Genomic DNA, 11,658 nt, shown 5'->3' with positions numbered 1-11,658 from the left:
CCACGAACACCTTGGCGATCTCGGAAGGCTGAACGTTGAAGAAACTGAAGCCGATCCAGCGCATCGAACCGTTCACTTCCCGGCCGATCCCCGGGATGATCACCATCACCAGCAAGCCGAATGCACCAATCAGCATCAGCCAGCCCAAGCGTTGCCAGGTGGCAATCGGAATCATCATGGTGACGACGCAGGCACCCAGGCCCAGCACAACGTAAACAAGGTGGCGAATCATGTAGTACAGGGCGCTGCCCGACTGCACCGCCCCCACCTCGGTCGATGCCGAGGCAATCATAATCAGCCCCAGGCCGAGCAGTGCCAGGCAACCGGCGAGCATCGGGAAATCGAGGTCGATACCGCGCCCGGTGATCAGCGGCGATGGATACGGCTTGATGATGTTTCTCAAGCTCATGCCAGATCCTCCACGGCGCGGACGAACTGGTGACCACGGTCTTCATAGTTCTTGAACATGTCGAAGCTGGCGCAGGCCGGCGACAGCAGCACCGCGTCGCCCTTTTCGGCGATGGCGCGGCATTGCTCGACCGCTTCGATCAGCGAGCCGACGCGAATCAGTGGCACGGCATCGCCGATGGCCTCACCGATCTTGTCGGAATCACGGCCCATCAAAATGACGGCGCGGCAGTTGGCCGCCACCGGATCACGCAAATCCTTGAATTCGGCGCCCTTGCCATCGCCACCGGCGATCAGCACAAGCTTGCCGTCGATGTCCGCCCCCAGGCCTTCGATGGCCGCCAATGCGGCGCCGACGTTGGTGGCTTTGGAATCGTTGTAGTAGCTCACGCCATCAAGGTCGCGGACCCACTGGCAGCGGTGCTCGAGCCCGGCGAAATTGCGCAGGGCTGAAAGCATGGCGTCGAACGGCAGGCCGACGGCGTGACCGAGCGCCAATGCCGCGAGGGCGTTGGACTGGTTATGCGCACCACGAACTTTCAGCTCGCGTACCGGCATCAGGTTCTGGAATTCGAAGGCCAGGTATTTCTCGCCGCTCTCCTCTCGAATGCCGAAGGCCTTGAAGTCGGGTTTGTTCAAACCGAAGGTCCAGCACGGYTGACCTTCACCCATCAGCGGACGGCTCAGGGCGTCCTGACGGTTGACCACAAACTGCCTGGCGCCCCGGAAGATCCGGTGCTTGGCCAAGTGATAGGCCGGCAGACCGCTGTAGCGGTCCATGTGGTCTTCACTGATGTTGAGCACGGTCGCCACTTCGGCGTTGAGCTGATCGGTGGTTTCGAGCTGGAAGCTCGACAGTTCCATCACGTACAGCTCGATGTCGTCGCTGAGCAAATCCAGCGCCGGCGTGCCGAGGTTGCCACCAACGGCAACACGCTTGCCGGCCGCAGCCGCCATCTCGCCGACCAGGGTGGTGACGGTACTTTTGGCGTTGGAACCGGTAATGGCGACAATCGGCGCTTTCGCGTTACGCGCGAACAGCTCGATGTCTCCGGACATTTTCACGCCACGGGCGGCGGCAGCCTGCAGGGCCGGGGTCGCCAGCGCCAGGCCGGGGCTCACGTAGAGCTCGTCGGCACGGCACAGGAATTCGACGTCCAGCTCGCCACAACGCACTTCCACGTGCGGATAGTCACGCTTGAGCGTGGCCAGTTCCGGTGGATTTTCCCGCGTATCGGCGACAGCAAACGACACGCCCCGGTTCGCCAGGAAGCGAACCAGGGACATGCCGCTCTTGCCGAGGCCGACAACGATGCGGAAGTGGTCAGAAGCGATCAGAGACACTCGTTCTACCTCAGCTTCAGGGTGGCAAGGCCGATCAACACGAGAATCACGGTGATGATCCAGAAACGGACGATCACGCGCGGCTCGGGCCAGCCCTTGAGTTCAAAGTGGTGGTGAATCGGTGCCATGCGGAACACACGGCGACCGGTCAGCTTAAAGGAGGCAACCTGAATGACGACTGACAGGGTCTCCATCACGAACACACCGCCCATGATGAACAGGACGATTTCCTGACGGACGATCACTGCGATGGTGCCCAGGGCCGCACCCAGCGCCAGCGCGCCAACGTCGCCCATGAAGACTTGTGCCGGATAGGTGTTGAACCAGAGGAAGCCCAGGCCAGCACCGATCAAGGCGCCGCAGAACACAATCAGCTCACCCGCGCCCGGTACGTAAGGAATCAGCAGGTATTCGGCGAACTTCACGTTACCCGACAGGTAGCAGAAGATCCCCAGGCCGCCGCCGACCATCACGGTGGGCATGATCGCCAGACCGTCGAGGCCGTCGGTCAGGTTGACCGCGTTGCTCGAGCCGACAATCACGAAATAGGTCAGGACGATGAAACCCGCGCCCAGCGGAATGCTGTAGTCCTTGAGCATCGGCAGGATCAGGGTGGTTTCCRCCGGCGTCGCGGCAGTCATATAAAGGAAGATCGCCGCGCCCAGGCCGAACACCGACTGCCAGAAATACTTCCAGCGGCTCGGAAGGCCGCGGGAGTTTTTCTCGATGACTTTGCGATAGTCGTCAACCCAGCCGATGGCGCCGAACAGCAGGGTCACCAACAACACGACCCAAACGTAACGGTTGGTCAGGTCAGCCCAAAGCAAGGTGCTGACGCCGATGGAGGAAAGAATCAGCGCGCCGCCCATGGTCGGGGTGCCCGACTTCGACAGGTGCGATTGCGGGCCGTCGTTGCGAACGGATTGACCGATCTGACGGTTCTGCAGAGTGCGGATCATCCACGGGCCATAGCACAGCGACAAGACCAGCGCGGTCAGTACACCGAGAATCCCGCGCAGGGTCAGGTACTGAAAGACCGCGAAGCCTTTGTAGAACTGTTGCAGATACTCCGCTAGCAGCAGCAGCATTAATGTTTCTCCAGACTGGTCCCGCACAAAGCGGCAACGATGTTTTCCATCGCAGCGCTGCGCGAGCCCTTGATCAAAAAGGTAGTGTTTGTGTCCTGCTCGGCTTCCAGGGCCTTGATCAGTTCAGCCTGTGTGCTGAAGTGAAAGGCCTGCTCGCCGAAAGCGTTCACGGCGTGAGCCATCATTGGCCCGACGGCGTAAAGCGCGGAAACCTTGCCGCGGGCGTAATCGCCCACATCGCGGTGCCCCTGCTCTGCCCACGCGCCCAACTCGCCGATATCCCCGAGCACCAAAACGGTGCGACCGGAAAAGCCGGCGAGTATATCAACGGCGGCGCACATAGAGGTGGGGTTCGCGTTGTATGTGTCATCGATTACGCGCATACCGTTAGGCGCCAGTTGCGCGACGGTGCGGCCCTTGACCGGTTGCACCGCGCCAAGGCCGGTGGCGATGCCGAACAGCGACACACCCAAAGCATGCGCGGCAGCGGCAGCGGCCATGGCATTGGCGACGTTATGGGTGCCGAGCAGATTCAGCTGAACCCGCTCCACACCTTCAGGGCTGTGCAGGTTGAACGCCGGGCAACCGCGGGCATCGCGATCCAGGTCTCTGGCATGGAAATCGGCGTTGACGTTGCTCAGGGCAAAAGTCAGCACTTTTCGACCGGCGGCACGGGTCTTCCAGATGTCGAAGGCCTTGTCGTCGAGATTCAGCACGGCGATGCCATCGGCATCCAGCCCTTCGAGAATCTCGCCCTTGGCTTCGACGATTTTTTCCGGCCCGCCGAACTCACCAACGTGGGCAGTCCCGGCGTTGTTGATGATGGCCACGTGGGGTTTGGTCATGGCGACGGTGTAGGCAATCTCGCCAATGCGCGAAGCGCCGAGTTCGATCACGGCGGCGGTGTGTTCCGGCGCCAGTTCGAGCAGGGTCAGCGGAGCGCCGAGGTCATTGTTCAGGTTGCCACGGGTCGCCAGCACCGGACCGCGCGTGCGCAGGATGCTTGCCAGCATTTCCTTGACCGTGGTCTTGCCGCTGGAGCCGGTAACGGCCGCGACCGGCTGAGTGAACGCGGCACGGTTGATCGCGCCCAACTGGCCGAGGGCCTGGCGGGTGTCCTTGACCAGCAGTTGCGGCAGCGAGCTGTCGGCCACTTCGCGCTCGACCAGTGCACCCACGGCGCCTTTGGCGGCGACGTCATTCAGGTAGTCATGGCCATCGAAACGTGGACCGGCCAGAGCAATAAACAGCTGGCCGGGCTTGATCGCGCGGCTGTCGATGCTGACACCATCGAAGCTGGCATCGACGGAGATCAGACGGGCATTCAGTGCGCCGGTCAGTTCGCTCAGTTTCAAGGCTTTAAGCATGGGCCACCTCCCACGCGGTCAGGGCATGATCGGCCTCGACCAGATCGGAGAAAGCGAGACGCTCACCGTTGATTTCCTGATAGTCCTCATGACCTTTACCGGCCAGGACAATCACGTCATCCGCCGAAGCGCTGGCGATCAACTGGGCAATCGCCTGGCCACGACCGGCGACGAAGGTGACTTTATCCACAGCGGTGAAACCGGCGCGGATGTCGTCGAAAATAGCGGCGGGGTCTTCGGTGCGCGGGTTGTCGTCGGTGACCAGCACACCATCGGCCAGACGCTCGACCACTTCAGCCATCAGCGGACGCTTGCCGCGATCGCGATCACCGCCGCAACCGAACAGGCACAGCAACCGGCCTTTGGCGTGAGGACGCAGGGCCATCAAGACTTTTTCCAGCGCATCCGGTGTGTGGGCGTAATCGACCACCACCAACGGCTGAGTGCCGCCGCCCAGACGCTGCATGCGACCGGCCGGGCCTTCGAGTTTCGGCAGCACGTTGAGGATTTCGTCCAGCGCATAGTCCAGACCGAGCAAGGCACCGACCGCGGCCAACACGTTGCTCAGGTTGAAACGGCCGAGCAAGGTGCTGCGCAAATGGTGTTCGCCCTGCGGCGTAACCAGCGTGGCGCGCACGCCTTCGTCACTGAACTGGGCTTCGCGGCAATACAGGTAAGCGCGGGAGTCTTCCAGGCTGTAAGTGATCAACCGCGACTCACCCTCATCAGCCGCCAGTTGCCGGCCAAAATCGTCGTCGAGGTTGACCACCCGGCACTTCAGATCATTCCAGGCAAACAACTTGGCCTTGGTTTCGCCATAGGCCTGCATGGTGCCGTGGTAATCCAGATGATCGCGCGACAGGTTGGTCATCACCGCCACATCGAAGGCCAGCGCGGTTACGCGGCCCTGATCCAGCCCATGGGAAGAGACTTCCATGGCCACGGCTTTGGCACCGGCCTTTTTCAGGTCGGCGAGGGTTGCTTGCAGCGCAATCGGGTTCGGCGTGGTGTGCAAGCCGCTTTCCAGCGCGCCATGGAAACCGGAGCCCAAAGTGCCAACGATACCGCAGTGTTGACCGAGCAAATCCAAGGCTTGCGCGACCAACTGGGTCACGCTGGTTTTACCGTTGGTGCCGGTCACGCCGATCAGGTTCATGTGACGGCTCGGGTCGCCGTAAAAGCGCCCGGCGATATCCGACAGCTGCGCCGCCAGGCCTTTGACCGGAATCAGCGGCACGTCGGTAATCGGCAGCACGGTCGCGCCTTCGACTTCATAAGCCACGGCGGCAGCACCGCGCTGCAAGGCGTCGGCGATGTGCGCACGACCGTCGAACTTGCCACCAGGGACCGCAAGGAACAAATCACCTGCCCGTACGTTACGGCTGTCCAGCGCCAATTCGCGGATCAATAGATCATGGCCGGCGTGGGCGAAAATCTTGTTCAGGCTCAGCGACATCAGCCGCGCCCTCCATTAGCTTTCAGCGGAACGACCGGTGCGGCGTTCGCTTGTTGAGTGGCTGGCAGGTTGTCCGGGGTGATGTTCATCAGGCGCAAGGTCCCGGACATCACTTTGCTGAACACCGGCGCCGATACCAGACCACCGAAGTAACCGGCCTTGGTCGGTTCGTCGATCACCACCACGATCGCGTAACGCGGGTCGCTCATCGGGCCGAAACCGGCGAACAGCGAGCGGTAGGAGTTCTCGGCGTAGCCTTTGGTTCCGACCGACGTCTTACGCGCAGTACCCGACTTGCCGCCCACGTGATACGCCGGCACCTGCGCACGGAATACGCCGCGCGGGGCTTCGATCACTTGTTGCAGCATGCCTTGCATGGTTTTCGCGACGGCTTCCGGCAGCACCTGAGTGGTTTGCGGCGCCTTGTCGGTTTTGATCAGGGTCAACGGCGCGAGGCGACCATTGTTAGCCAGGGCCGAGAAGGCGTGGACCAACTGGATCGCGGTCACGGAAATACCGTAGCCGTAGGACAGCGTGGCGGTTTCAGCCTTGCGCCATTCGCGGTAGTTCGGCAGGTTGCCGACGCGCTCACCCGGGAAACCCAAGCCAGTGTCCTGGCCGAGGCCAACTTTCTGTGCCAGACGGAAAATCGTTTCGCCGCCGATATCGAACGCGACCTTACTCATGCCGACGTTACTGGAATTGATCAGGATACCGGTCAGGTCGAGCACCGGACCTTCGGTCTTGGATACGTCCTTGATGGTGTATTTACCAATCTGCAAACTGCCCGGGTACACCTCGACGGTGTCGCTCGGTTTCCAGCGCCCGGTTTCGATCGCGGCGCTCATGGAGATCGCTTTCATGGTCGAACCCGGCTCGAACACGTCGATCATCGCGCGGTTGCGCATCATCGCCGGTTGCAGGTTGCGACGGTTGTTCGGGTTGTAGGTCGGCTGGTTGACCATGGCGAGAATCTCGCCGGTCTTCACGTCCATGATCACCAGGCTACCGGCCTTGGCGCCGTTCTCGATGATCGCGTTGCGCAGTTCGCGGTTGGCCAGGTATTGCAGGCGCAGGTCAATGGACAACGCCAAGGGCTTGCCGGCCTTGGCGTTTTTGGTGACCTGGACATCTTTGATCAGCCGGCCGCGCCGGTCCTTGATGACCTGTCGCTTGCCGGGCACCCCGGCCAGCCATTCGTCGTAGGCCAGCTCGACGCCTTCGCGTCCGTGATCGTCGATGTCGGTAAAGCCGACCATGTGGGCGGTGACTTCACCGGCCGGGTAGAAACGCCGGAATTCTTCGATGCCATAAACGCCCGGCACTTTCAGATCGAGCACAGCCTGGCCCTGCTCAGGGGTCAGCCCGCGCACCAGGTAGATGAATTCTTTGTTGGCCTGGGCTTCGAGACGTTCGGCCAGGGCTTTGGGATCCTGCCCCAAGGCAGCCGCCAGTGCCGGCCATTTCTCTTTGGCCAGCTGCATTTCCTTGGCGTTGGCCCACAGGGTGGTGACCGGGGTACTCACGGCCAACGGCTCGCCGTTACGGTCGGTGATCAGACCACGGTGAGCCGGGATTGGAATATGACGAACACTGCGCGCGTCGCCCTGACCTTTAAGGAAGTCACGGTCGACCACTTGCAGATCAATGATGCGCCAGGAAATCGCCACCACCATGATGCCGAGCAAGCCCAGCACCAGACGGAATCGCCACGGGAAGAGTGCACCTTCGAGTTTCATCATGGCGCCACCATCTGCACTTCAGCAGCGCCAGGAATGCGCATCTTCAGTTGTTCGGTCGCCAACACTTCGATACGGCTGTGGGCGGTCCAGGTGCTTTGTTCGAGAATCAACCGGCCCCACTCCGCCTGCGCCTTGTCGCGCACGCTCAATTCGTTGTACAGCGAATTCAACAGCTGACGGTTCCAGTGGGCGCTATAGGACACGCCGATGGCCGACACGAGCACACCGATAAACAGCAGCAGCATGAAAAAGCTTCCGCCGGGAAGTGGTTTGGCGAAAAGCTTGCTCACCGCAGTTTCTCCGCGACACGCATGATGGCGCTACGGGAACGTGGGTTGGCTTTGAGTTCGGCCTCGGAGGCGGACTGCGCTTTGCCATGGACTTTGATTTTCGGTTCGAAGGCGACGTGACGGACCGGCAAGTTGCGCGGCAGGTTGTCGGCTTCGCCTTTCACCAGTTTACGCATGAACAGTTTGACGATGCGGTCTTCCAGCGAGTGGAAGCTGATCACCACCAGGCGACCGCCGACTTCCAGGCACTCCAGAGCGGCTTCGAGACCGGCTTCCAGATCGCCGAGCTCGTTGTTGACGTGAATACGCAGCCCCTGGAATGCACGGGTGGCCGGGTTCTTGCCCTTTTCCCATGCAGGGTTGGCGACTTTCAGCACTTCTGCCAGATCGGCAGTGCGCTCGAACGGCTTGATGTCGCGACGTTCGGCCACGGCACGCGCCATGCGGCCGGAGAAACGTTCTTCGCCGTATTCCTTGAACACCCGGGCGATTTCCTCCACCGGCGCGGTATTGACGAACTCGGCGGCGCTGATCCCGCGGGACGGGTCCATTCGCATGTCCAACGGGCCGTCGTTGAGAAAACTGAAGCCGCGCTCAGGGTCGTCGAGCTGAGGCGAAGACACGCCCAAGTCAAGCAGAACACCGCTGACCTTGCCGGCCAGACCGCGTTCGGCGACTTCCGAACCGAGCTCGGCAAAGCTGCGCTGTACAACGACAAAGCGGCCGTCTTCGGCCGCTAGCGTTTGCCCGGTGGCAATCGCTTGAGGATCTTTGTCGAACCCGAGCAACCGACCATCGGGCCCGAGCTTGCTGAGAATCAACCGGCTATGTCCGCCGCGTCCGAACGTGCCGTCCAGATAGCAGCCATCAGGACGTACGGCGAGAGCCTCGACGGCTTCGTCAAGCAGTACGGTGATGTGGTTAAAGCCGCTATCAATAGTCACAGGATCAAATCACGCAGTTCATCAGGCATGGCGCCCGGTTGTTGAATAGCAGCCAGGTCAGCGGCAGAAACCGCATTCCAGGCATCCTCGTCCCACAATTGGAACTTGTTCAGTTGGCCTACCAACATTGCGCGCTTATCCAACTTGGCATATTCGCGAAGACGCGGCGGGACCAGAAAACGACCACTGCCATCGAGCTCGAGGTCGACGGCATTACCAATCAGTAAACGTTGCAGGCGGCGGTTTTCTTCGCGAAGCGAAGGCAGTGCACGCAGTTTGGTTTCGATAATTTCCCACTCATCGAGGGGATAAACACACAAACACGGATCAACGGCATCGATGGTGACGATTAATTGACCGGAACTACGCGAAACGAGCTCGTCACGGTACCGGCTCGGCATGGCGAGACGGCCCTTTGCATCGAGACTGATAGCGTTAGCTCCGCGAAACACGTCAGCGTTTCTCCAAATATTAGCGTTTTGCGCTCAAAAAACCCACTTCATGCCACTTTCCGCCACTTGCGCACACTATAGGAATGCGCCCACCACACCGTCAAGGCGCGGATAGAAGGAAAAGCCTTACAGAACGGAGATTTAGGAGTGTAAAAGGAGGGGAAACGAGAATCTGGCGGATGAATTCGTTCAATAACTTGAATCAGCACAGAAGGCTGCGTTCAGAAGTTAAAGTAGTTTGTTAAGAGTAAGATTTTTTCGGTATTACAAAAGCGCTTCTGCTATTGATTCAGCAGGGAGGGAAACTGCCATTACGCATATCGCTGCCAATGATTGAAGCAGAGAGAAAAAAAGGTGGAGAGTCGATCTGTAAGCCGGGTTCTGTCTTGAACAGTCATTCGTCTACGATGGCCATCACTGGACATCTTTAGCAACCTACCCGGTCCCAGCGCGGGCCACGCCTTGGGACCCTATTTGGTCTTGCTCCAAGTGGGGTTTACCTAGCCACGAACTGTTGCCAGACGTGCGGTGCGCTCTTACCGCACCTTTTCACCCTTACCGGCGCCGAAGCGCTTAGGCGGTTATTTTCTGTGGCACTTTCCGTAGGCTCACGCCTCCCAGGCATTACCTGGCACTTCGCCCTATGGAGCCCGGACTTTCCTCCCCCCCCTAATTTTCATAGAGGGCAGCGACTGTCCGATCGACTCTCCGCCGCGAAGATTAACGGCAGAGCGGTCGAAGAACAAGCTCTAAAAGCCTCTGGCCGGCGCTGCGCGTCGCTTTTTTACTCGCCCTTCTGCTTATCCAGCGCAACCTGATAGAGCACATTCTTGCGCTCGCCAGTAATTTGCGCCGCCAATGCCGCCGCACGCTTGAGCGGCATTTCTTCAAGCAGCAGATTGAGAATACGCATGGCTTCGCTGCTGACAGCGTCCTCAGTCTCGGGAGCAGACCAGCCAGCGACCAGCACTACGCACTCGCCGCGCTGCTGGTTGCTGTCCGATTCGACGAACTCGCGCAGCTCGGCCAGCGGCAAGCCTTTAAGGGTTTCGAAGGTCTTGGTCAACTCGCGCGCCAGCAATGCAGGACGATCGGCGCCGAATACCAGCTCCATGTCTTGCAGGCATTCAAGGATGCGGTGTGGAGCCTCATAAAAAATCAGCGTGCGCGGCTCTTCTTTTATCAGTTCCAGGCGAGCGCGTCGGCCGACAGCCTTGGCCGGTAGAAACCCTTCGAAGATGAAACGGTCCGATGGCAACCCCGCCGCCGAGAGCGCCGCAATCAATGCACAGGCCCCCGGAACCGGCACCACATTGATCCCTGCGGCACGGGCCTGACGCACCAGGTGATAACCCGGATCGGAAATCAGCGGTGTCCCGGCATCGGAGATCAATGCCACATCGTCGCCAGCGAGCAAGCGAGTGATAAAGCGACTGCCTTCATCCCTCTCGTTGTGTTCATGGCAGGCCGCCAGCGGCGTGGGGATACCGAAGTGCTGCATCAATCGCTGGGAATGGCGAGTGTCTTCGGCAGCAATCAACGAAACCTCGCGCAGGATCTTCAGCGCACGCGCACTGATGTCGTCCAGGTTGCCGATGGGCGTCGCCACCACATAAAGCGAGCCAGCAGCGGAATTCAAAGCACCTGGAGCAGTCAAAGCGCACACCTCATGATCGGTAAAAGCCGCCATTGTAGCGCGTAGCGACATTCGCGATACCTGCAAGCAACCCTCGGTTTTCCAGCCTTTTGTGCAGTGTCGCAACATTTGCATGAGCTAAATTGATCGATTCACGCCAGTAACATCGCGCCCCGGCCAGCGCTTGGGTACAATTCCACGCTTATTTGATCGAGTATCAGGAACACTTACATGATCGCTTGCCTGCGGCTGTTCTCTGCCCTCTGCCTCGCTGCCTTGCTGGCGGCTTGCGCCAGCTCGCCCTCCTCCAGCCTTGGCGAACTTCCACGGACCCCGGATGCCAGTGTCGAGCAACTGCTCGAACAGGCCACTCAAAGTAAAACGCCGGACAAGGCAGCCTTGCTGCGCTTGAGCGCGGCAGACCTGGCTTATCGTCAGGGCAATGCCGGCCAATCCGCGCAAATTCTGCAACAAGTACCGATGGAACAACTCAAGCCTGGCCAACAGGTCTTCGCCAGCACCCTGGCAGCTGAATTGGCCATGGTGCGCAATCAGCCCAAAGCGGCGCTGACAGCCCTGAGCCATCCGAGCCTGCAACGCCTGAGCGAACTGCCAGCCGAACAACAGGTTCGCACCGGCACCGTCCATGCCCGCGCCCTTGAGGCCGACGGCCAGACCCTGGCCGCCGCACGGGAGCGCATTTTCATCGCCCCCATGCTGAGCGATCAAGCTGCGAGCAAAAACCACGAAGCGATCTGGACCCTGATCGCCTCACTGCCGACCGATCAATTGCAGCCGACCACCGACGACGACCTCGGCGGCTGGTTGAGCCTGGCCCGGGCAGTGAAAACAGCCGGCACCCTGGAACAGCAGCAAGCCGCGATCGACAACTGGCGCGCGAACAATCCAAAGCACCCGGCCGCCATCCAGC

Annotated in this window: 11 protein-coding genes and 1 other RNA gene; 1 reads left to right on the top strand and 11 read right to left on the bottom strand. The window is 60.4% G+C overall.

Annotated elements, in window-relative coordinates:
* From AC1DLB_RS08165 to rsmI, 11 genes are all read right to left on the bottom strand, one after another.
* Positions 1–409: FtsW/RodA/SpoVE family cell cycle protein (locus tag AC1DLB_RS08165; RefSeq protein ID WP_477784848.1), on the bottom strand; the 409-nt coding region annotated here is incomplete at its 3' end.
* Positions 406–1,752, bottom strand: a complete 1,347-nt coding sequence (murD, locus tag AC1DLB_RS08160) for a UDP-N-acetylmuramoyl-L-alanine--D-glutamate ligase (protein ID WP_064616203.1) — start codon at positions 1,750–1,752, stop codon at positions 406–408. The genes murD and AC1DLB_RS08165, both read right to left, overlap by 4 nt.
* A gap of 5 nt (positions 1,753–1,757) precedes the next feature.
* Positions 1,758–2,840, bottom strand: coding sequence for a phospho-N-acetylmuramoyl-pentapeptide-transferase (gene mraY, locus AC1DLB_RS08155; RefSeq protein WP_477784847.1), 1,083 nt, complete (start codon positions 2,838–2,840; stop codon positions 1,758–1,760).
* Positions 2,840–4,207, bottom strand: a complete 1,368-nt coding sequence (locus AC1DLB_RS08150) for a UDP-N-acetylmuramoyl-tripeptide--D-alanyl-D-alanine ligase (RefSeq protein WP_477744622.1) — start codon at positions 4,205–4,207, stop codon at positions 2,840–2,842. Before AC1DLB_RS08150 ends, mraY begins: the two co-directional genes overlap by 1 nt.
* Positions 4,200–5,663: a UDP-N-acetylmuramoyl-L-alanyl-D-glutamate--2,6-diaminopimelate ligase gene (locus AC1DLB_RS08145; RefSeq protein WP_018930130.1), complete on the bottom strand. Its 1,464-nt coding sequence runs from the start codon at positions 5,661–5,663 to the stop codon at positions 4,200–4,202. The genes AC1DLB_RS08150 and AC1DLB_RS08145 overlap by 8 nt, the downstream gene beginning before the upstream one ends.
* Positions 5,663–7,402 (bottom strand): peptidoglycan D,D-transpeptidase FtsI family protein, encoded by a 1,740-nt coding sequence (locus AC1DLB_RS08140; RefSeq protein WP_018930129.1) that lies wholly within the window; start codon positions 7,400–7,402, stop codon positions 5,663–5,665. Before AC1DLB_RS08140 ends, AC1DLB_RS08145 begins: the two co-directional genes overlap by 1 nt.
* Entirely contained in the window at positions 7,402–7,695 is a 294-nt protein-coding gene (gene ftsL, locus AC1DLB_RS08135; RefSeq protein WP_003205353.1) for a cell division protein FtsL, read from the bottom strand. Before ftsL ends, AC1DLB_RS08140 begins: the two co-directional genes overlap by 1 nt.
* Positions 7,692–8,639 carry a 16S rRNA (cytosine(1402)-N(4))-methyltransferase RsmH gene (gene rsmH, locus AC1DLB_RS08130; protein ID WP_018930127.1) on the bottom strand — a complete coding sequence of 316 codons (948 nt, stop codon included), beginning with the start codon at positions 8,637–8,639 and terminating at the stop codon, positions 7,692–7,694. The genes ftsL and rsmH overlap by 4 nt, the downstream gene beginning before the upstream one ends.
* The gene (mraZ, locus tag AC1DLB_RS08125) at positions 8,636–9,091 is read right to left on the bottom strand and encodes a division/cell wall cluster transcriptional repressor MraZ (RefSeq protein ID WP_003205355.1); all 456 of its coding nucleotides are present in this window, start codon (positions 9,089–9,091) and stop codon (positions 8,636–8,638) included. The genes rsmH and mraZ overlap by 4 nt, the downstream gene beginning before the upstream one ends.
* 354 nt (positions 9,092–9,445) lie before the next feature.
* Positions 9,446–9,799: RNase P RNA component class A (gene rnpB / locus AC1DLB_RS08120), an RNA gene on the bottom strand.
* 76 nt (positions 9,800–9,875) lie between these two features.
* Positions 9,876–10,781 carry a 16S rRNA (cytidine(1402)-2'-O)-methyltransferase gene (gene rsmI, locus AC1DLB_RS08115; RefSeq protein ID WP_018930125.1) on the bottom strand — a complete coding sequence of 302 codons (906 nt, stop codon included), beginning with the start codon at positions 10,779–10,781 and terminating at the stop codon, positions 9,876–9,878.
* A 177-nt stretch (positions 10,782–10,958) separates the two neighbouring features.
* On the opposite strand from rsmI, the gene AC1DLB_RS08110 reads away from it, so the two are divergent.
* Positions 10,959–11,658, top strand: a 700-nt coding sequence (locus AC1DLB_RS08110; RefSeq protein WP_477784846.1) for a penicillin-binding protein activator, incomplete at its 3' end; no start/stop codon positions are given.

The organism is Pseudomonas sp. 05N434 (assembly GCF_056396965.1).
The sequence above is the reverse complement of the archived record's forward strand: the minus strand, read 5'-3'. Positions and strand labels throughout refer to the sequence as shown.